This window comes from Streptomyces sp. NPDC001373 (assembly GCF_042895815.1).
In the GTDB taxonomy this organism is placed as follows: domain Bacteria; phylum Actinomycetota; class Actinomycetes; order Streptomycetales; family Streptomycetaceae; genus Streptomyces.
On record NZ_JBIAWQ010000011.1, the window covers coordinates 151,577 to 170,584 of the forward strand.

Consider the following 19,008-nt stretch of genomic DNA (forward strand, 5'->3'; position numbering starts at 1 on the left):
GCCACCGCATGTCCACTGACACGAACCGCGCCACCGCCGCCGCGATCCTGCCCCTGGTCGGCGGCCCGGACAACATCGGCTCCGTCGCGCACTGCATGACCCGCCTGCGGATCGGCCTGCACGACCGCTCCCTCGCCGACGCCGCCGGGCTCAGGGCCCTGCCCGGCGTCCTCGGCGTGGTGGAGGACGACACCTGCCAGATCGTGCTGGGGCCCGGCGCCGTCGCCCGCGTCACCACCGCCTTCGAGGCCCTGCTCGCCGAGGCGCGTACGGCGGCGCCCGCGCGGCCCGTCACGGCGCAGGAGCTGGCCGCCCGCGGCGCGGCCCTGAAGGACGCCCGCACCGCCCGCAACGCCACCCCGTTCAAGCGGTTCCTGCGCCGGATCGCGGCGGTCTTCGTCCCGCTGATCCCCGCCCTCATCGGCTGCGGGATCATCGCGGGCCTGGGCGGCCTGCTCGCCAACCTCGGCTGGGTCCCGGCCCTGGTCCCGGCGCTGACCGCGATCGGCTCGGCGTTCATGGCCCTGATCGCCGTGTTCGTCGGGCACAACACCGCCAAGGAGTTCGGCGGCACCCCCGTCCTCGGCGGGGCGGTCGCGGCCGTCGTCGTCTTCCCCGGCGTCGCGAAGATCGAGGTCTTCGGGCGGCACCTCTCCCCCGGCCAGGGCGGGGTCCTCGGCGCCCTCGCCGCCGCCCTGCTCGCCGTCCACGTCGAACGGTGGTGCCGCCGACGGGTCCCGCAGGCCCTGGACGTGCTGGTCACCCCCACCCTCACCGTGCTGGTCCCCGGCCTGGTCACCCTCTACGGCCTGATGTTCCTCGCGGGTGCCGTCTCCGCCGGCATCGGCACCTTCGCCGACCGGCTGCTCGCCACCGGCGGCGCCGTCGCCGGGCTGGTCCTGGGCGGGCTCTTCCTCCCCCTGGTGATGCTCGGCCTGCACCAGGCCCTGATCCCCATCCACACCACCCTCATCGAACGGTCCGGCTACACCGTCCTGCTGCCCATCCTCGCCATGGCGGGCGCGGGCCAGGTCGGCGCGGCCCTCGCCGTCTACTGCCGCCTCCCGGGCAACCCCTCCCTGCGCGCCACGATCCGCTCCGCGCTCCCGGCCGGCCTCCTCGGCGTCGGCGAGCCGCTGATCTACGGCGTCTCGCTGCCGCTGGGCCGCCCGTTCGTCACCGCCTGCGTCGGCGGCGCGGCGGGCGGGGCGTTCATCGGCCTGTTCAACCAGCTGGGCGTGGCCTTCGGCTCCACCGCCATCGGCCCCTCGGGCTGGGCCCTGTTCCCCCTGCTGGAGGGCACCCGGGGCATGGCCGCGGCCCTCGCGGTCTACGCGGGCGGCCTGGCGGTCGGCTACGTGACGGGCTTCGCGGCCACGTACTTCTTCGGCTTCACCCGCCGCATGCTGGACGAACTGAACACCGCCCCGCCGGAGCCGGCGGGTCCCCCCGGCCAGACCACCGGGCAACCGGCCCTGGCCTGACCCGGCCGACTGACGGGAGGCGCGGCTACGGTACGGAGCCCTGCTCCACCACCCACTCGACCGGCTGTCCCGTGACCTGGGCGATGCCGTCGTAATCCGCGTCGTAGTGCAGGACCACCGCGCCGTGACGCTCGGCCGTGGCCGCGATCAGCAGGTACGCCAGTGAGGCCCGGCGATGGTCCCCGCTCTGCGCGAGCAGCCCCTGCACCTCGATGGCCCGCTCCCCGACCTCGTCGGTCAGGGGGAGCCAGTCGAAACCCCGGCGCACGGAACGTGCCCGCGCATGGTCCTCGGCGTTGCGCGTGCTGTAGAGGATCTCCAGGTCGACGACCGCGCACGTGGCGAGCACACCACGCTCCAGCAACGGCATCAGCCTGTCCCTGACGGGGGACAGGTGCATCCGGGCCCACGCGCTCTTGTCGACCAGGTACCTCACCGCCATGCGTCCCCCATCACCTCGGGGTCGCGCAGGTCGTCGAAGACGCCCTGGTCCATCAGTTCCACGAAGCGCCGCCGCCGCGCCGCCGCCACGAACTCCGCCAGCGCTCCGTTGATCGTCGCCCGCTTGGTCGTGGTCCCCAGTATCTCCGCCGCCTCGGCGAGCAGTGCATCATCCAGGTCCACCATGGTGCGTGACATCGCGCCCGCCAGGCATACGGATCGGGCAGATCCGTATGCCATGCTACGCCCGGACGTGTCCACCGGGCCCGCTCACTTCCGCACCGGGTCGGCGGGCACGGCCCCTGCGCCGAGGGCCCGCAGGAACCCGGCCAGGTCCTCCACCGAGTACCCCAGCCGCGGCCCCCGCTCCGCCGCCATCAGCAGCAACTGGCCCACGGATTCCGCACCCCATCCGTCACTCCCGTCCGCCGACCACTCCTCCGGCCGCGCGAGGGCCAGGTCCGCCATCAGCAGCCCGTACCCGTCCCGGATCTCCGCGCAGGTAGCGGCGACCGCGTCCAGCAGCCGCGCCCCCGGCCGCTCGCACCGCAGCGCGAAGCACCCATCGACCTCCTCCGGCACGCACCCCCCGGGCGGCCGCGCCCGCAGCGCCGCGTAGCACGGGTCGTCCGGCGCCGGCCAGTCGTCCACAGGCCTGTGGACCAGCGTGAACCGGTGCCACCCCGACGGCGGGGGCGGCTGCGGCCGCCAGGCCGTGAGCCCGAAGGCCTCGTGCACGAGCGCGGTCGCCTCGTCCGCCGACCCGGCCGTCCGCGCCTCGCGCCGCTCTCCGTCGTCCCCGACGGCGGTCCACAGGCCGGCATCCGGGTCGAGCCACGCCCGTACGGAGAGCCCCGCGCCCTTGCGCCGCCTGCCGCCCCCGCCCACGGCCGCGTCCAGCCCGCGCAGCCGCCACCCGAGCTCGAACGCGAACTGCGCCGCGTCCACCACCGGCTCGCTCACGCGCCCGCCCGCTCGTGCAGCACGGCCGCCAGCCGCAGGGCGGTGTCCAGGTTGCAGCGGCCGAGGTCCACGAGGGGCAGGCCATAGGTGCCGGCGGCGGAGACCCCGTCCACGTCGAGGGAGGGGAAGGTCACCCCGACCCCCTCCAGGGACTCCCTCAACTGCCGCACGGCCTCCTCGGCCGCCCGCATCCGCTCCTGGGGCGTGAGCACCACGACATTCCACCTTTCCACTCTGAGTATTCAGTTCTCTACACAGAGTGGCCGCACCCTCGATAGCCTTCAAGAAGGTCAACCACAGCAACCGCAGCTGTTGGAGCAGGAGTTGCCATGCCAGGAAAGCCCCTCGACCCCTCCTCACCCCGCGCCCTCCTCGGCGCCGAACTCCGCGTGGCCCGCGAACGCGCCAGCTTGAGCCAGGCCGCCCTCGGCGAGAAGCTCTTCGTCAGCGGTTCGTACGTCGGCCAGATGGAGGCGGGCACTCGGCGGATCACGCTGGAACTCGCCACGGCCATAGACCAGGTGCTGGGCACGGACGGGTTCTTCACCCGCAACTGCGGAAAGCAGGGGAAGTCCAAGTACCCGGAGCACTTCGTGGAGGCGGCTGAGGCGGAGGCGGAAGCCCGAGCCATCCGGGAGTACGCACCACTCGTCGTCCCAGGCCTCCTCCAAACGGAGGCATACGCGCGGGAAATCTTCCATGCGTACCAGCCGACTGCACCGCAGGCCGTCATCGACCAGCTGACCGAGGCTCGGCTCGACCGAGCGAAGCTTCTCTCTGACCCAACAACGCCTCTGTTTTGGTGTGTCTTCGACGAAGCGGCGCTCCGACGAGTCGTGGGAAGCCCTGCGGTGATGGCCGAGGCTATGCGTCACATCGCAGACTTCATCCGCGCGCGACGAATCATCGTGCAGGCGCTCCCGTTCAGTGCCGGTGCCCACGCCTCGGTGAGTGGCTCCCTCAAGCTTATGGACTTTGAGGACGCACCCCCACTCGCCTACATCGAAGGCAACGGAACCGGGATGCTGTTGGACGATCCGTCCCAGGTCGCGCACCACTCACTGACCTACGATCTCCTCACAGCCAGCGCGCTCTCACCGCGCGAATCCCTGGCCCTGATCGAATCCATGGCGGAGGATTACGCACATGATCAGCACGCCTGAGTACGACCTGTCCACGGCCACCTGGCACAAGTCGAGTTACAGCGACGGCAGCGGCGGCAACTGCCTGGAGATGGCCACCTGGCGCAAGTCCACCCACAGCGACGGCAGCGGCGGAAGCTGCGTCGAGGTCTGCGACGCGCACCTCGACCTCGTCCCCGTCCGGGACTCCAAGGTCCCGGACGGTCCTCACCTCGCGTTCCGCGCACCGGCCTGGGCCACCTTCGTCGCGGCGCTCTGACGGCCGGGGCCCCGCGCGCTACTGCGGGGCCGCACTGTTCGGCGGGGCGATGTTGAACGAACCGTGCCCGGCCCACGCACCACCCGCACCGCCGCCGTCCCACCACTGCGACCGCACCGACCCGTCGGAGCCGATCCAGAACACGTCCAGGTGACCGTTGTGCTGGGAGACGGCGGCAATCCCCGAACTCACGGCCGCGGCGCCGGGCGAGGCGATGTTGAACGCACCATGCGCGGCCCACGCACCACTCGCACCGCCGCCGTCCCACCACTGCGACCGCACCGAACCATCGGGCCCGACCCAGAACACGTCCAGGTGACCGTTCTGCTGGGACACGGCGGCTACGGCGGAGCCCTGTGCGGCGATCCCGGGAGGTGCGATGTTGAACGAGCCGTGCGCAGCCCACGCACCACCCGCCCCGCCGCCGTCCCACCACTGCGACCGCACCGAACCATCAGGCCCGGTCCAGAACACGTCCAGGTGACCGTTGTGCTGGGACACGGCCGCGATCCCCGAACCGAGCGCCGCCGCACCGGGCGAGGCGATGTTGAACGCACCGTGCGCGGCCCACGCACCACCCGCGCCACCGCCGTCCCACCACTGCGACCGCACCGAACCATCGGGCCCGACCCAGAACACGTCCAGGTGACCGTCCTGCTGGGACACGGCGGCTACGGCGGAGCCCTGTGCGGCGATCCCGGGAGGTGCGATGTTGAACGAGCCGTGCGCAGCCCACGCACCACCCGCCCCGCCACCGTCCCACCACTGCGACCGCACCGAACCATCAGGCCCGGTCCAGAACACGTCCAGGTGACCGTTGTGCTGGGACACGGCCGCGATCCCCGAACCGAGCGCCGCCGCACCGGGCGAGGCGATGTTGAAGGAGCTGTGCGCGGCCCACGCACCACTCGCACTACCGCCGTCCCACCACTGCGACCGCACGGACCCGTCCGGTCCGATCCAGAACACGTCGAGATGGCCGTCCCGCTGGGAGACCGCCGTGATGGCCGAGCTGACGACGGCACTGCCCGGAGCGGCGATGTTGAAGGAGCTGTGCGCGGCCCACGCACCACCCGCGCCACCGCCGTCCCACCACTGCGACCGCACCGAACCATCGGGCCCGACCCAGAACACGTCCAGGTGGCCGTTGTGCTGGACGACGGCACTGGTGCCCCGGAAGGGCTGGGTGGGCGCCGGGGGCGGTGGGACCGGGGGAACCGGGCTGCCGGACGGGATCGCCCGCTGCCCCTGGATGTTGCCCGCAGCCGCGTACCGGCAGACCAGGATCCACCCGGTGCCGCCGCCCACCGGCACGCCCTCCTTCACGCCGCAGCCGATCTGGGTGGTGGGCGACTGGGGGGACATCCACACGATCTGGGAATAGTGGCCCCAGACCTTGTAGTTGCTGCTGTCGACGACGGCGTTCTTGTCGGTGTCGAACGCGGTCTTCTCGGCCATCCAGCTGTAGCTCACCGAGGGGTCCATCGCCAGCATCGGGCGCGCCGGCCCGGGCGAGGAGTTGAGGAGGTTCTCGCCCTCGTTGCCGTTCGTGGCACGGCTGCTGTGGTGGAGCCCGCCGCCCTGGCTGGACGCCGGGTCGTCCGCCCAGGCCTGCGCGTCACAGGCGAGCTTGGGGCTCCAGGTGACGGAGGTCGGGGCGAGGCCGGGGTTGTACTTCTGGACGGCGGCCAGGCGCGCGTCGTTGTGGGCACGGACGAGGGCGTCGGCGTCGGCCGCGCCGACCTGCGAGCCCGTACCGGGCGGCGGGTCGGTCGTGGGGCAGACGGCGGACTTCGCCACGGCCGCGGGGGTGAGCGCGAAGGCGGCCGGAGTCGAGCCCATCATGACGAGGCCGCACAGCAGGGCGGCGGCCTTGGTGAAAGGTTTCGGCTTCATCGGAATACCTCGATGGGATGTCATCGAAGGCGGGATTGCCGGGCCGGGATGCCGCGCATCAACCGGAGTTGGCGATGGGACCATCATCACCCATCCGGACCGGCTCCGCCCGTCCGGCCGCCGCCGGGAGGTCCGCGCACAGGGCGGGACCCGGACGGACTACGTCCCCGGCGGGAGCAGCGCCAGCAACGCCGCACGGGCCACGGCGCCGCCCGACAGGATGCCCGTGTAGCGGCCCGCGTCGGTGAAGGCGATGAAGTCGCCCTCGTCGAGGAGGGCCGCCCGGAGCCAGGCCGCGTCGTCGTCGGTGTGCTCCAGCGCCCGCGTGTGCAGCACCGGGGTGAACAGCGCCAGCAGCCGCGGGACGTCGATCTCCTCGGGCGCGGTGTCGAACCGGTCCAGGCCGCGGGCCAGCAGCTGTTCCTCCAGGAACGGGTTGAGGGCGTCGCGCGGCGGCGGATGGGTCAGGCGGCGCATGCCCTCCAGACCGAGCTCCTTCATCAGCCGTGCCGACGGCGCCGGCCCCGACGCCTCGGCGAGCCGCACCCCGGCGGCCTGGCCGGAGGCTTCCAGGTACGCCTTGCGCAGGTCCGGGTCGCCGTCCTGGAGGCGCTGGAGGAGGTCGGCCGGGCTCGCCCAGCCGACGAACTGGCCGGGCCTGCCCTGCCGCTGGGCGGTGAAGACGACCACCGCGGGCCGGCCGAGCCGGGCGGCGGCGGCGCACAGGAGCAGCAGCCGGTGCTCCCACCAGGCGTGGCCGTCCTCCAGGTCGACGATGACGACCTCGGTGCCGCGCAGGCCGCGCAGCGAGGTGACGGCCTCGGCCCCGCCGGAGCCGGCCAGGGAGACGCCCCGCTCGGGGACCACGTTCCGGGGGACGGCCAGGCCCCTCCGGGACCCGGCCGCCGCCGTGAGGGCGATCTTGACGGTGCCCGGGTCGACGGTCCCCCCGCCGGAGGCGACCCCGCTGAGCACCACCAGCAGGACGGGCAGCAGGCTCAGGGCGACGATGGCCAGCAGCACCCACCCGGGCGACACGGACTCCATGCCCAGCCAGGTCCGCGCGGCGCCCCAGGCGACGGCCAGGACGACCAGCAGGACGGGGACCAGGAGCACGGCCGCCCGTACGCCGAACGGCCAGAACGCCAGGCCTGACCCCTTGGGCCGGGCCGTGGCCTTCGCCCGGGTCGCGCTGCGCGGGGAGTCCACGGCACCCATTATCGGCGGGCCGGCACACCGCCGCCCGGGGAGCGGGGAAGGGCCCGGCGGGACGGCGCTAGCTCCGGTACACCCGCAGCGCGGACACCTCGTACGACATCTCGGTCTGGCCCGGGCCGGGCGCCGGGTGGTAGCGGCCCGCGGAGACCGACAGGTTGACGATGAGGTACGCGCGCCAGCCGCGCGCCACACCCCGCCCGTCGGAGAAGACACGGGCACCGTTGACCCACCAGACGACCGACCACCTCCCGAACTCGGTCCTCAGGTCGACCCAGGCACCGGGCCGGATCGCCGGGTCGCGGTAGTAGCGGTGGGCGTCGCGGACGTGGTTGGAGAGTTCCAGGAGGTCGGGGTTGTCGGGGTGGTACTCGAAGACGTCGATCTCCTGGCCGCCGTCGCGCCAGGTCCAGATCGCGGGCCAGGCGCCCGTCGCCGTCGGCAGTTTGACCCGGGCCTCCAGGACGTCACCGGTGCGGACCATGAAGTCCTGGTCGCTGCCCTCGGTGGTGAGCAGCCCGGTGTCCCAGTTGCCGTCGGGGCGGCGGGTCGCCCGGAAGGTGCCGCTACGGCTGTAGGCGGGGTCGGCGGTGAGGTGGTCGAGCTTGTTGTCGCCCGGGTTGACCGGGCCGCCGTTCGGATAGGCCCAGGATCGGCCGGCGACCCATTGGGCGGGGGAGGTGAAGTCGGCGGTGAAGACGGGGGCGCTGCGCGGCGTGAACACCGGCAGGCCCCCGCCGCCTGCGGCGGGGAGGAGGCGGCCGGTCAGGCGGCGCAGCCATCCGGAGTTGTCCGATTCCATACGGATGTCCTCCCCGCCGGGCAGCCGAACACTCCAATGTTCTCACACAGAGTAATACTATGATTTCGCAGCGTTGACGAAGGCGCGGATCAGCTCGGGCGACTTCACCCCGCGCTCCCGCTCCACCCCGCTGGAGACGTCCACTCCCCAGGCGCCGGTGGTCCGGACGGCCTCGCGGACGTTGGCCGGACCGAGCCCGCCGGCGAGCAGCCAGCGGCCCTCGGGCGCCGTGAAATCCGCGGAACCCCAGTTCCAGGGCTTGCCGGAGCCGGGGTCGGGGGCGTCGATCAGCAGCAGGTCCTCGCCGTACTCCCCGCAGCGCGCGACGTGCTCGGCGGTGGCCCGCAGCAGGGTCCGGCCCGGGGCTCGGAGCCCTTCGTAGTACTCGATGCCCTCGTCCCCGTGCAGCTGCACCCCGCGTACGCCGCTCTCCTGCGCGAGCCGGCGCACCTCCTCCAGCGGCTGTCCGCGGAACACGCCGACGGTGAGCACCCCGGACGGCACCCGCGCGGCCAGCTCCCACGCCAGGTCGGCCCCGATGGTACGAGGGCTCCCAGGCGCGAGCACGAACCCGACGGCGTCGGCCCCGGCGGCCACGGCCACGTCGACGTCCTCGGGCGTCTTGAGCCCGCAGATCTTGATGAACACGCTCTTCCCGTCGCTCATGCCGGCAAGTCAACCAAACGCCGCCCTGCCGCGCCGTTTCGTCCCACCCCGCGGGCGGCCGTCGGCGCCCGGGGCTCAAGCAGCGGGAGTCCGAGCGCCCTGTCTGTGGAATGGGTGGTGGGCGGAGCCCACCACCACCCACCACCCTCCCCGACCCGCGGCCATACCAGGCGAGATGACGATCTGTGACGGGTTTGCCACCCAGGGCCATCAGGCCCTACCTTGCGGCTGGAAAAGAAATCGGCCCCCGCTGGTGCGCCAACACCACACGAGGGCCTGACCAACGAGATCGAACCCAAGAAAAGCGATCCCATGGATGACAGCCAGCTTAGTGCCGCCCCGCACCCCCTCGCCAAGCCCGGCTACGGCAAAATCGCCGCACCGGAGCAAGCGCCCCGCACCGCCCGCGACTTCGCGCACCTCCCGGCCCGGGAGGCGGCCGTCGCCGGGTACCTCGACCGCCTGCCGGACGGCGCGGACATCAGCGTGAAGACCCTCGCCGCCGTCCTGCCCCTGTGGGGCCAGTGCGCCCTGCGCACCGCCCTCAGCCGACTGGCCACCGCCGGACACCTGCACCGGGTACGGCAGCGGCTGCCGGGGGCGGAGACCCGCTGGGTGACCCGTACGTACTTCTCCCGCACCCCACGGGACGGCGTCTGGTGGGCCCGGTTCACCCGGAGGGATTCCCCCGCACCGGCCGCCCCGCCACCACCCTCACCGGCCCCGCCCCCGGCTTCGGCTTCGGCCCCAGCCCTCGTACCGGCCCTGCCGCCCCGGGCACCGGCTTCGGTCCCGGTACCGGCTCCGCCCCCGGTCCCGCACCCGGCACCAGCCGGAGGCGTGGCCCCCGCCCCGCGGCCGTCCGCGGCGCTCCCCGCACCCCCGCCACCACCCCCGGTACCGGCCCTGCCCGCCGCCGACGCGTACGGCATCCTCGCCTCGCTCGGCCGCTCCGCCCCCGCCCTCGCGCTCTCCAAGGCCGACTGCGCGGCCCTCGCCCCGCTCCTCGTGCCCTGGCTGGCCCGGGGCGTCAGCCCCGACCGCATCCGGCTCGCCCTCACCGCCGGTCTGCCCTCCCCGGTCCACCACCCGGCGGCCCTGGTCCGCAAGCGCCTGGAGTCCAAACTCCCCGCCGCACCGCCCGCCCCGGCCCCGGCAGCGGCACCCCCGGTCCGCGTCGAGTGCACCGAATGCCGCGCGCCCGGCCCGCCCGCCGCCTTCGCCGAAGGCCGCTGCCGCGCCTGCCGCCCCGGAGGCACCCGGCCGCCGGTCTTCACCCCGACCCTCACCCCGGCCGAGGTCCGCGCCCACGCGGCCCGCATCCGCGAAGGGAACCGCCGATGACCAGTCCCCCGCTCCACCGGCGCCGAACCCGGGCACCATGGTGTCGAGGAGGCGACCCCATGACCCCCAGCACCGCCGCACACGCCCAGATGTCCCTGGAGGACTTCGAGACGCTGGCCCGCCGCGCGCCCGAGACGGTCACGCTCGAATTCATCAACGGAAAGCTCGGAGTCAAGCCGTTGCCCGATCAGCGCCACGGCGCCATCGTGATGTGGCTGCTGCGCCAGTGCATGCGGCAGCGCCCGGAGCTCGCCCTCTACCCCGAGCAGGGGCTGAAGGTGGAGAGCTACCGCACCGGGCGGGCCCGCGCGGACGGCGCGCTCGCGCCGTACGACCACTACGCCGCGCAGGAAGGCGAGTGGGCGGATCCGGCCGGGACGCTGATGGTCGTGGAGGTCACGTCCTTCGACCCTGATACCGACCGGCGCGACCGGCGCGAGAAGCGCACCGCGTACGCCCAGGCGGGCATCCCGGTGTTCCTCCTCGTCGACCGGGACGAGGACGTGCTCACCGTCCACAGCGACCCCGAGGACGGGATGTACCGGCGGTCCGTCTCGTACGCCTACGGGAAGACGGTCACGCTGCCCGCCCCCGTGGGGATCACGCTGGACACCGAGAAGCTCAAGGACTACGCCCGCTGAGTCCGCCCCGGAAACGCCCGAGGGCGGCACCCCCTCCGCCGGGAAGGGGTGCCGCCCTCGTTCGAGAACAGCCGATCAGCCGGGGGCCGATCAGAAGTCCATGTCACCGCCCGGCATGCCGCCCGGAGCGGCGGCGGCCTTCTCCGGCTTGTCGGCGATGACGGCCTCGGTGGTCAGGAAGAGCGCGGCGATGGACGCGGCGTTCTGCAGCGCGGAGCGCGTCACCTTCGCCGGGTCGATGATGCCCTCGGCGATCATGTCGACGTACTCGCCCGTGGCGGCGTTCAGACCGTGGCCGACGGCCAGGTTGCGCACCTTCTCCACGACGACGCCGCCCTCGAGACCACCGTTGACGGCGATCTGCTTCAGCGGGGCCTCCAGCGCGAGCTTCACGGCGTTGGCGCCGGTCGCCTCGTCACCCGAGAGCTCCAGCTTCTCGAAGACCGAGGAGGCCTGGAGCAGGGCCACGCCACCGCCGGCGACGATGCCCTCCTCGACGGCCGCCTTCGCGTTGCGGACGGCGTCCTCGATGCGGTGCTTGCGCTCCTTGAGCTCGACCTCGGTCGCGGCACCGGCCTTGATGACGGCCACGCCGCCGGCCAGCTTCGCGAGGCGCTCCTGGAGCTTCTCGCGGTCGTAGTCCGAGTCGGAGTTCTCGATCTCGGCGCGGATCTGGTTGACGCGGCCCTGGACCTGGTCGCTGTCACCGGCACCGTCGACGATGGTGGTCTCGTCCTTGGTGATGACGACCTTGCGGGCGCGGCCGAGCAGGTCGAGACCGGCGTTCTCCAGCTTGAGGCCGACCTCCTCGGAGATGACCGTGCCGCCCGTGAGGATGGCGATGTCACCGAGCATGGCCTTGCGGCGGTCGCCGAAGCCCGGGGCCTTGACGGCGACGGACTTGAAGGTGCCGCGGATCTTGTTGACGACCAGGGTCGACAGGGCCTCGCCCTCGACGTCCTCGGCGATGATCAGCAGCGGCTTGCCGGACTGCATGACCTTCTCCAGGAGCGGCAGCAGGTCCTTGACCGAGCCGATCTTGGAGTTGACGATCAGGATGTACGGGTCGTCGAGCGACGCCTCCATACGCTCCATGTCGGTGGCGAAGTACGCCGAGATGTAGCCCTTGTCGAAGCGCATGCCCTCGGTGAGCTCCAGCTCCAGACCGAAGGTCTGGGACTCCTCGACGGTGATGACGCCTTCCTTGCCGACCTTGTCCATGGCCTCGGCGATGAGCTCGCCGATCTGGGTGTCGGCGGCGGAGATGGAGGCCGTGGAAGCGATCTGCTCCTTGGTCTCGACATCCTTGGCCTGGGCGAGCAGGGCGGCGGAGACGGCCTCGACGGCCTTCTCGATACCACGCTTGAGGGCCATCGGGTTGGCGCCGGCGGCCACGTTGCGCAGACCCTCGCGGACGAGCGCCTGAGCGAGGACGGTGGCGGTGGTCGTACCGTCGCCGGCGACGTCGTCCGTCTTCTTGGCGACTTCCTTGACCAGCTCGGCGCCGATCTTCTCGTAGGGGTCCTCGAGCTCGATCTCCTTGGCGATGGAGACGCCGTCGTTGGTGATCGTGGGCGCACCCCACTTCTTCTCAAGGACGACGTTGCGACCCTTGGGGCCAAGGGTGACCTTGACGGCGTCGGCGAGCTGGTTCATGCCACGCTCGAGACCGCGCCGGGCCTCCTCGTTGAACGAAATGATCTTGGCCATCTGAAGTGGTCCTCCAGGACTGGGGTTCCCCCCGCGCCGCCAGGCACCAGGGGAGGGTGGATTGCTCCGGACCGCGCCCGCGCCCGCGACGGACGGCCTGCCGACCCGGCGGTTCCTTCCCGCCGGACCCTGCGGGCCTCACCGGCCCGGTCCTCGTCTTGTAGCACTCTCACCCGGAGAGTGCTAACGCCAATGATTAGCACTCGGCCCCCACGAGTGCAAGCGGCTTCGAGCCATGCCGGGCCGGGACCTACGAACCCGGACATACGTGAGGGGCCCGCATCCCGTCCGGGATGTGGGCCCCTCACGTGTTGGTGCGTGCGTCGGTGGCCGATCGCGCTTCGACTCAGCCGGCCGCGAGCTTGACCATGTCCGCCTGCGGACCCTTCTGGCCCTGCGAGATCTCGAACTCGACACGCTGACCCTCTTCAAGGGTGCGGTACCCGTCCATCTGGATGGCGCTGTAGTGGACGAACACATCCGCACCACCGTCGACCGCGATGAAGCCGTAGCCCTTCTCCGCGTTGAACCACTTGACGGTGCCCTGAGCCATGCCTAACTCCCCTATTACTGGCCCTTGCGCAGGTCCGCACTTCGCGGACCCGGGTCAGAACTTGCGCCGGAACGCCTCGACCGGGGCTGAATGTATCTGCACCGCTGCTGTCTGCAACAGGTCATTCCGACGAGAAATCTGGACACGCGCAAAAGGGGAAATGGGCTGAAAATTTGGCCTATTCCTGGGCAAGTCGGGCCAGACAACCCTCACCAACGCCCCAAAAGGCACACGCATGTTGACTCAATGTCAACCCTCCCGCAGCCCGTTCATATGCGGCGGGCAAGAACAGCGGAGGGGACTTCCCCAACTCTACCGCGCCCAACCAAGCAGAATTGCCCCCTCCACTTTTAGCGGAGGGGGCAATTCAGATTCCCGGGATCAGCAGCCGCCCGCCACGGCGGGGATGATCGAGACGCCGGCGCCGTCCGGCGTCGCCGCCTGCAGGCCGCCCTCGAAGCGCACGTCGTCGTCGTTGACGTAGACGTTCACGAAGCGGCGCAGCCTGCCCTGGTCGTCCAGGACGCGCGCGGCGATCCCCGGGTGGTTCGCCTCCAGGGAGTCGATGACCTCGGCGAGGGTTGCCCCCTCGGCCGGGACCTCGGCGGCGCCGCCGGTGTAGGTGCGCAGGATGGTGGGGATGCGGACGTTGACGCTCATGGCGCTACCGCCTTTCCGTGGAGTGCTGGGGAAGGGTCAGGCCAGGCCGGCGGCGCGGAACGCGTCCAGGCTCGGGCGGATGGTGGCGGTCTGGCCGGTGCCGGACACCGCTTCCAGGGTCTTGAGGCCGTCACCGGTGTTGAGGACCACGGTGGTCAGCGAGGGGTCGAGCTGCCCGTTCTCGATGAGCTTCTTCGTCACGCCGACGGTCACGCCGCCCGCGGTCTCGGCGAAGATGCCCTCGGTCCGCGCCAGGATCCTGATGGCCTCGACGACCTGCTCGTCGGTGACGTCCTCGACGAAACCGCCGGTGCGGCGCGCGATGTCGAGCACGTACGGGCCGTCCGCCGGGTTGCCGATGGCCAGGGACTTGGCGATCGTGTTCGGCTTCTGCGGGCGGACCACGTCGTGGCCGGCCTTGAAGGCGGTCGACACCGGGGAGCAGCCCTCGGCCTGGGCGCCGAAGATCTTGTAGGGCCTGTCCTCGACCAGACCGAGCCTGATCAGCTCCTGCAGACCCTTGTCGATCTTGGTGAGCTGCGAGCCGGAGGCGATCGGGATGACGATCTGGTCGGGCAGCTGCCAGCCGAGCTGCTCGCAGATCTCGTAGGCGAGGGTCTTGGAGCCCTCGCCGTAGTAAGGGCGCAGGTTGACGTTGACGAAGCCCCAGCCCTCGCCCAGCGGGTCGCCGATGAGCTCGGAGCAGAAGCGGTTGACGTCGTCGTAGTTGCCCTCGATGCCGACCAGGTCGCCACCGTAGACACCGGCCATGACGACCTTGCCCTGCTCCAGGTCGTGCGGGATGAACACGCAGGAGCGGAAGCCGGCGCGGGCGGCCGCGGCGCCGACGGCTCCGGCCAGGTTGCCGGTGGAGGAGCAGGAGAGGGTGGTGTAGCCGAAGGCGCGGGCTGCCTCGACGGCGATCGCGACGACGCGGTCCTTGAAGGAGTGCGTCGGGTTGCCGGAGTCGTCCTTGACGTACAGCTTGCCGGTGACGCCCAGCTCCTTGGCCAGGTTCGCGGCGTCCACCAGCTGGGTGAAGCCGGGGTTCAGGCTGGGCTTGGAGGCCACGTCCGCGGGGACGGGCAGCAGCGGCGCGTAGCGCCAGATGTTGTTCGGGCCGGCCTCGATCGCCGCGCGCAGGGCCTCCGGGTCGCCGGCCGGCAGCTCGTAGGCGACCTCCAGCGGACCGAAACACTCGACGCAGGCGAAGATGGGGCCGAGCTCGAAGCGGGTACCGCACTCACGACAGGAAAGGCCGGTGGCGGGGCCGAGATCGACGGATCCGGGAGTGGCGGAAGTGGCGACAGTCTGTGCAGCCATGATGGCGAGGCCCTTTCTCCTCATCTTCCCCATGGCGCACTTCGCCATGAGACGGAATTGGCACCTTCCCTAGCCGGGGCCCCGCGCGAGCGAGAACCGACTGGAGGGTTGCCGGGGCTTCAACGGGCCGTGTCCCTCTGCCCCTCTGGATGAGCGGTATGGCACCGGCACACGCGCTCGATGGCGCGCCGGTGCGTTTGTTCGCGAAGACCCCCGGCATGCGGTGGACCTTCGCGTTGTTCAAGACTGTAACTGAAGGGGCGGCCGCTTGAGACGGCTGTCCGAACCGCGAGATGGATCACAATTCGGCCCAAATCCGCCGGGTGTGACGCCGCCTCCGAGTGACCAGGGAGTACCGAGGGTGCTGGATGAGGTGGAGCGCTGGCTGGCCGACCGCTCCTGGTCCGCCGCCGACCGACCGCTCGACCAGCTGCTGGAGCGGAAACGGGCGGCCGGGACCACCGTGAGCGTGGTCCTGCCGGCCCTCGACGAGGAGGCCACGGTCGGGGAGATCGTGGAGGTGATCCGGCGCGACCTCGTCGAGGGCCTGCCGGTCCCCCTGGTGGACGAGCTGGTCGTCGTCGACTCCGGGTCGAGCGACCGTACGGCCGAGGTCGCCGCGAAGGCCGGCGCCCGCGTGGTCCACCGGGACGAGATCCTCCCCCGCGTCCCCGCCGTGCGCGGCAAGGGCGAGGTGCTCTGGCGCTCCCTGCTCGCCACCACCGGCGAGGTCGTCTGCTTCGTTGACGCCGACCTGCGCGACTTCTCGTCCGCCTTCGTCTCCGGCATCGTCGGCCCGCTGCTCACCGACCCGCAGGTGCAGTTCGTCAAGGCGATGTACGACCGCCCGCTGGGGGACGCCCCCGGCCAGGGCGGACGCGTCACGGAACTGGTGGCCCGCCCCCTCCTCAACCTCCACTGGCCGCAGCTGGCCGGCTTCGTCCAGCCCCTGGGCGGCGAGTACGCCGTACGCCGCTCCCTGCTGGAACGCCTGCCGTTCCCCGTCGGCTACGGGGTCGAGCTCGGCCTGCTGGTCGACGCCCTGCACACCGTCGGACTGGACGCGCTGGCCCAGGTCGACGTCGGCGTCCGCCTCCACCGGCACCAGAACGGACAGGCTTTGGGCCGGATGGCCGCCGCCATCTACCGCACCGCACAGCTGCGGCTCTCGCGCGCCCACCTCGTACGGCCGGAGCTCACCCAGTTCGAGAGGGGGCCGGACGGGTTCGTTCCGCGCACCTACCCCGTGGACACCGAGGAGCGGCCGCCGATGCTGGAGATCGAGGAGTACGCGGTCCGGCGCGTGGCGTGAGGCGGAAAGCGGGGCCCCCGTGACCGGTACGTGACGAACCGGTCATTTCCCGGACGTTTGAGCGAGGAGACCCCGGGCTAGGTTCGCGGCATGGCTTCTCAGGTACTCGTCGCCGCCAACCGCGGCCCGCTCTCGTACGCCCTCGCCGCCGACGGCACGCTCACCGCCCGGCGCGGCGGGGGCGGTCTGGTCTCCGGCCTGTCCGCGGCCCTCGCGGCGCAGCCCGGGGCCCTGTGGATCTGCGCGCCCCTCTCCGACGCCGACCGCGAGGCCGTCCGGCGCGGGGTCTCCGAGCCCGGCGTGCGGATGCTGGACATCGATCCCGAGGTCTACCACGACGCGTACAACGGCATCGCGAACTCGGTGCTCTGGTTCACCCACCACCACCTCTACGACATCCCGCGCGAGCCCGTCTTCGACGCGGAGTTCCGGCGGCGCTGGGACGCGTACACCACCTACAACCAGGCCTTCGCCGAAGCGCTCGCGCAGGAGGCGGCGGAAGGCGCCCGCGTCCTGGTCCAGGACTACCACCTGGCCCTGGTCCCGGGGGCCCTGCGGGAGCTGCGCCCGGACCTGCGGATCGCGCACTTCACGCACACGCCGTGGGCCTCGACCGACTTCCTGCACATGCTCCCGGACGACATCCGCAGCCGGCTGGTGTGGGGGATGCTCGGCGCCGACCAGCTGGGCTTCCACACCGCGGCCTGGGCCGCCGCCTTCATCAGCGGCGCCACCTTCGACGACGTCCACGGCGTCGCGGACGGGTTCGTCCCCCGGGAGGACCACCCGGGCGGGGTGCACCACCGCAGGCTGGCGGAGGACGGCCGGTACGGGGAGACCCGCTTCACCGGCGTGGGCCAGTACCCCCTGGGCGTGGACGGGGACGACCTGCGGGCGCTCGCCCACCGCCCCGAGGTCGACGCGAAGCTGGCCGCGCTCCGCGCCGAGGTCGGCGACCGCCGGACCATCGTCCGCGTGGACCGCACGGAACTGTCGAAGAACATCCTGCGCGGCCTGCTCGCCTACCGGGAACTGCTGACCGCCCACCCCGAATGGCGGGGCCGGGTCGTCCACCTGGCCTCGGCCTACCCCTCCCGCCAGGACCTGGAGGTCTACCGCAGCTACACGGCCGCCGTCGCGGACCTGGCGGCGGAGATCAACGCGGCGTTCGGGACGGCGGACTGGGAGCCGGTGCTGATGTCCGTGCAGGACGACTTCGACCGGTCGCTGGCGGTGTACCGGATGGCGGACGTGGCCCTGATCAACCCGGTGCGCGACGGCATGAACCTGGTCGCGAAGGAGATCCCGGTGGTATCCGAGGCGGGGTGCGTGCTGGTCCTGTCGACGGGGGCGGGGGCGTACGAGGAACTTCACCAGGACGCGCTGACGGTGAACCCGTACGACGTCACGGCCACGGCCGAAGCCCTGCACGCGGCCCTCTCGATGCCGCATGAGGAACGCACGGCCCGCACGAAACGCCTCGCGGCAGCCGCCACGGCCCTCCCCCCGGCGGCCTGGCTCACGGCACAGCTGGAGGCCCTGGGGAACTGAGGCCGGGCGGAGTGCGGTGAGGGCCGGCCGTCTGCCCCTCAAGGGGCGGTGGCCGGCCCGCACCGCGAGCCCCGTACCCCCCCTACCCCCGCAGCGCCCCCGCCAGTTGCGACAGGAACGCCGCCACCGCGGCGGGGCCCGGGAGGACCAGGTCGGCGCGGGCCGCGAGTTCCGGGACCTCCGCGGAGCCGCTGCACACCAGGAGGCCCGGGAGGCCCTCCGCCCTGCGCTTCTCGACCGCCGCGTACGCCGCGAGGTCGCCCAGGTCGTCCCCCGCGTACAGGACCGGCCCCGCGTCGCGCTCCCGCAGGAACTCCGTCAGGGCGACGCCCTTGTCCATCCCCGGCGGCCGCAGTTCCAGGACGGCCCGGCCCGGCTCGACGATCAGCCCGTGGCGGGCGGCGAGCTCCGCGAGGGGCTCCCGCAGCGCCTCGAACGCGGCCTCGGGGTCCTCCGCGCGCCGGGTGTGGACGGCCAGGGCCCGGCCCTTCTCCTCGATCCAGGTCCCGCGCCACGCCCCGATCGCGTCGAGGAAGCCGGGCAGCTCGGCCCGTACCGCCGCCACCCCGGGGTGTGCGGCGGGGGCGTGCACGACACCGGTGACGGCGTCCCAGCGCTCGGCCCCGTAGTGGCCCAGGACCACCAGGTGCTCCAGCCCGGACACGCCGGCGAAGCCTCCGTAGCGGACGGCGACCCCGGCGGGGCGGCCGGTGACCACGGCGACGGCCGCCACCTCGGGGGCCAGTGCGGCGATCGCGGGTACGGCGTCCGGGTGTGCGCGGGCCTGGTCGGGGTCGGGCACGATGTCGGCGAGGGTGCCGTCGAAGTCGAGGGCGACGACGGCTCTGCGGGGTGTGCGGAGGAGGGCTTCGAGTCCCTCGCGTCCGGCTGCGGTGGCGGGCACGGGCATCGGCGGATCGTGCGGATGGCTCCCCATGCGGACGACCCTACCGGCGCCGTGGGGACCCCGCCCAGACCCTCCAGCCGCGATCCAGCACGGGAACCCCCGCCGCGGCCGCCGCCGGCTCCGCCGCGGCAACCGGCCC

At 72.3% G+C, this 19,008-nt stretch carries 20 protein-coding genes and 1 riboswitch; of the genes, 7 read left to right on the top strand and 13 right to left on the bottom strand.

Annotated features, from left to right (window positions below):
- Positions 1-8: 8 nt before the first annotated feature.
- On the top strand, positions 9-1,484 hold the full coding sequence (locus ACFY15_RS24470) for a PTS transporter subunit EIIC (RefSeq protein ID WP_390687905.1): 1,476 nt from the start codon (positions 9-11) through the stop codon (positions 1,482-1,484).
- 25 nt (positions 1,485-1,509) lie between these two features.
- Here the strand turns inward: ACFY15_RS24470 and ACFY15_RS24475 are convergent, their stop codons facing one another.
- The 4 genes from ACFY15_RS24475 to ACFY15_RS24490 all read right to left on the bottom strand — a co-directional run bounded on the left by ACFY15_RS24475 (position 1,510) and on the right by ACFY15_RS24490 (position 3,103).
- A complete protein-coding gene (locus tag ACFY15_RS24475; protein WP_390687906.1) occupies positions 1,510-1,926 on the bottom strand; it encodes a PIN domain nuclease in 417 nt (138 codons plus the stop codon).
- A complete protein-coding gene (locus ACFY15_RS24480) occupies positions 1,917-2,123 on the bottom strand; it encodes a type II toxin-antitoxin system VapB family antitoxin (RefSeq protein ID WP_390687907.1) in 207 nt (68 codons plus the stop codon). Before ACFY15_RS24480 ends, ACFY15_RS24475 begins: the two co-directional genes overlap by 10 nt.
- 72 nt (positions 2,124-2,195) lie before the next feature.
- Complete coding sequence (locus ACFY15_RS24485) at positions 2,196-2,888, bottom strand: hypothetical protein (RefSeq protein ID WP_390687908.1); 693 nt, start codon at positions 2,886-2,888, stop codon at positions 2,196-2,198.
- Positions 2,885-3,103: a hypothetical protein gene (locus ACFY15_RS24490; protein WP_384755000.1), complete on the bottom strand. Its 219-nt coding sequence runs from the start codon at positions 3,101-3,103 to the stop codon at positions 2,885-2,887. The genes ACFY15_RS24485 and ACFY15_RS24490 overlap by 4 nt, the downstream gene beginning before the upstream one ends.
- A 114-nt stretch (positions 3,104-3,217) precedes the next feature.
- On the opposite strand from ACFY15_RS24490, the gene ACFY15_RS24495 reads away from it, so the two are divergent.
- Together ACFY15_RS24495 and ACFY15_RS24500 are read left to right on the top strand one after the other, a co-directional pair.
- Complete coding sequence (locus ACFY15_RS24495) at positions 3,218-4,051, top strand: Scr1 family TA system antitoxin-like transcriptional regulator (RefSeq protein WP_390826065.1); 834 nt, start codon at positions 3,218-3,220, stop codon at positions 4,049-4,051.
- Entirely contained in the window at positions 4,035-4,289 is a 255-nt protein-coding gene (locus tag ACFY15_RS24500; protein WP_390687910.1) for a DUF397 domain-containing protein, read from the top strand. Before ACFY15_RS24495 ends, ACFY15_RS24500 begins: the two co-directional genes overlap by 17 nt.
- An 18-nt stretch (positions 4,290-4,307) precedes the next feature.
- On the opposite strand, the gene ACFY15_RS24505 is transcribed toward ACFY15_RS24500, so the two are convergent.
- From ACFY15_RS24505 to ACFY15_RS24520, 4 genes are all read right to left on the bottom strand, one after another.
- The gene (locus ACFY15_RS24505) at positions 4,308-6,185 is read right to left on the bottom strand and encodes a CAP domain-containing protein (RefSeq protein WP_390826066.1); all 1,878 of its coding nucleotides are present in this window, start codon (positions 6,183-6,185) and stop codon (positions 4,308-4,310) included.
- 159 nt (positions 6,186-6,344) lie between these two features.
- Positions 6,345-7,394: a hypothetical protein gene (locus ACFY15_RS24510; protein WP_390687912.1), complete on the bottom strand. Its 1,050-nt coding sequence runs from the start codon at positions 7,392-7,394 to the stop codon at positions 6,345-6,347.
- A gap of 67 nt (positions 7,395-7,461) precedes the next feature.
- Positions 7,462-8,202 carry a beta-glucanase gene (locus ACFY15_RS24515; RefSeq protein WP_390687913.1) on the bottom strand — a complete coding sequence of 247 codons (741 nt, stop codon included), beginning with the start codon at positions 8,200-8,202 and terminating at the stop codon, positions 7,462-7,464.
- Positions 8,203-8,259: 57 nt separating this feature from the next.
- Positions 8,260-8,868 carry a phosphoribosylanthranilate isomerase gene (locus ACFY15_RS24520; protein WP_390687914.1) on the bottom strand — a complete coding sequence of 203 codons (609 nt, stop codon included), beginning with the start codon at positions 8,866-8,868 and terminating at the stop codon, positions 8,260-8,262.
- Between the two features lie 312 nt (positions 8,869-9,180).
- On the opposite strand from ACFY15_RS24520, the gene ACFY15_RS24525 reads away from it, so the two are divergent.
- Together ACFY15_RS24525 and ACFY15_RS24530 are read left to right on the top strand one after the other, a co-directional pair.
- Entirely contained in the window at positions 9,181-10,212 is a 1,032-nt protein-coding gene (locus ACFY15_RS24525) for a hypothetical protein (protein WP_390687915.1), read from the top strand.
- 59 nt (positions 10,213-10,271) lie between these two features.
- Positions 10,272-10,853 (top strand): Uma2 family endonuclease, encoded by a 582-nt coding sequence (locus tag ACFY15_RS24530; protein ID WP_390687916.1) that lies wholly within the window; start codon positions 10,272-10,274, stop codon positions 10,851-10,853.
- Positions 10,854-10,943: 90 nt separating this feature from the next.
- Here the strand turns inward: ACFY15_RS24530 and groL are convergent, their stop codons facing one another.
- The 4 genes from groL to thrC form a co-directional block, all read right to left on the bottom strand.
- Positions 10,944-12,563 carry a chaperonin GroEL gene (gene groL / locus ACFY15_RS24535; protein ID WP_042817001.1) on the bottom strand — a complete coding sequence of 540 codons (1,620 nt, stop codon included), beginning with the start codon at positions 12,561-12,563 and terminating at the stop codon, positions 10,944-10,946.
- Positions 12,564-12,909: 346 nt separating this feature from the next.
- Positions 12,910-13,116: a cold-shock protein gene (locus ACFY15_RS24540; protein WP_008743607.1), complete on the bottom strand. Its 207-nt coding sequence runs from the start codon at positions 13,114-13,116 to the stop codon at positions 12,910-12,912.
- A 381-nt stretch (positions 13,117-13,497) separates the two neighbouring features.
- Complete coding sequence (locus tag ACFY15_RS24545; RefSeq protein WP_390687917.1) at positions 13,498-13,776, bottom strand: MoaD/ThiS family protein; 279 nt, start codon at positions 13,774-13,776, stop codon at positions 13,498-13,500.
- 36 nt (positions 13,777-13,812) lie between these two features.
- A complete protein-coding gene (gene thrC, locus ACFY15_RS24550) occupies positions 13,813-15,123 on the bottom strand; it encodes a threonine synthase (RefSeq protein ID WP_390687918.1) in 1,311 nt (436 codons plus the stop codon).
- A riboswitch (SAM riboswitch) is annotated at positions 15,117-15,255 on the bottom strand. (Overlaps the previous gene by 7 nt.)
- A 205-nt stretch (positions 15,256-15,460) precedes the next feature.
- On the opposite strand from thrC, the gene ACFY15_RS24555 reads away from it, so the two are divergent.
- Positions 15,461-16,411 carry a glucosyl-3-phosphoglycerate synthase gene (locus ACFY15_RS24555; RefSeq protein ID WP_390687919.1) on the top strand — a complete coding sequence of 317 codons (951 nt, stop codon included), beginning with the start codon at positions 15,461-15,463 and terminating at the stop codon, positions 16,409-16,411.
- Between the two features lie 90 nt (positions 16,412-16,501).
- Positions 16,502-17,962, top strand: coding sequence for a trehalose-6-phosphate synthase (locus tag ACFY15_RS24560; protein ID WP_390687920.1), 1,461 nt, complete (start codon positions 16,502-16,504; stop codon positions 17,960-17,962).
- Between the two features lie 82 nt (positions 17,963-18,044).
- Here ACFY15_RS24560 and otsB read toward each other — a convergent pair whose 3' ends face one another.
- Positions 18,045-18,899, bottom strand: coding sequence for a trehalose-phosphatase (otsB, locus tag ACFY15_RS24565; RefSeq protein ID WP_390687921.1), 855 nt, complete (start codon positions 18,897-18,899; stop codon positions 18,045-18,047).
- Positions 18,900-19,008 lie beyond the last annotated feature (109 nt).

Bases quoted from the DNA above. Each gene is read 5' to 3' on its own strand.
- ACFY15_RS24470 (WP_390687905.1), top strand. From the start codon at position 9: ATGTCCACTGACACGAACCGCGCCACCGCCGCCGCGATCCTGCCCCTG.
- ACFY15_RS24475 (WP_390687906.1), bottom strand. From the start codon at position 1,926: ATGGCGGTGAGGTACCTGGTCGACAAGAGCGCGTGGGCCCGGATGCAC.
- ACFY15_RS24480 (WP_390687907.1), bottom strand. From the start codon at position 2,123: ATGTCACGCACCATGGTGGACCTGGATGATGCACTGCTCGCCGAGGCG.
- ACFY15_RS24495 (WP_390826065.1), top strand. From the start codon at position 3,218: ATGCCAGGAAAGCCCCTCGACCCCTCCTCACCCCGCGCCCTCCTCGGC.
- ACFY15_RS24500 (WP_390687910.1), top strand. From the start codon at position 4,035: ATGATCAGCACGCCTGAGTACGACCTGTCCACGGCCACCTGGCACAAG.
- ACFY15_RS24505 (WP_390826066.1), bottom strand. From the start codon at position 6,185: ATGAAGCCGAAACCTTTCACCAAGGCCGCCGCCCTGCTGTGCGGCCTC.
- ACFY15_RS24515 (WP_390687913.1), bottom strand. From the start codon at position 8,202: ATGGAATCGGACAACTCCGGATGGCTGCGCCGCCTGACCGGCCGCCTC.
- ACFY15_RS24520 (WP_390687914.1), bottom strand. From the start codon at position 8,868: ATGAGCGACGGGAAGAGCGTGTTCATCAAGATCTGCGGGCTCAAGACG.
- ACFY15_RS24525 (WP_390687915.1), top strand. From the start codon at position 9,181: ATGGATGACAGCCAGCTTAGTGCCGCCCCGCACCCCCTCGCCAAGCCC.
- ACFY15_RS24530 (WP_390687916.1), top strand. From the start codon at position 10,272: ATGACCCCCAGCACCGCCGCACACGCCCAGATGTCCCTGGAGGACTTC.
- groL (WP_042817001.1), bottom strand. From the start codon at position 12,563: ATGGCCAAGATCATTTCGTTCAACGAGGAGGCCCGGCGCGGTCTCGAG.
- ACFY15_RS24540 (WP_008743607.1), bottom strand. From the start codon at position 13,116: ATGGCTCAGGGCACCGTCAAGTGGTTCAACGCGGAGAAGGGCTACGGC.
- ACFY15_RS24545 (WP_390687917.1), bottom strand. From the start codon at position 13,776: ATGAGCGTCAACGTCCGCATCCCCACCATCCTGCGCACCTACACCGGC.
- thrC (WP_390687918.1), bottom strand. From the start codon at position 15,123: ATGAGGAGAAAGGGCCTCGCCATCATGGCTGCACAGACTGTCGCCACT.
- ACFY15_RS24560 (WP_390687920.1), top strand. From the start codon at position 16,502: ATGGCTTCTCAGGTACTCGTCGCCGCCAACCGCGGCCCGCTCTCGTAC.
- otsB (WP_390687921.1), bottom strand. From the start codon at position 18,899: ATGGGGAGCCATCCGCACGATCCGCCGATGCCCGTGCCCGCCACCGCA.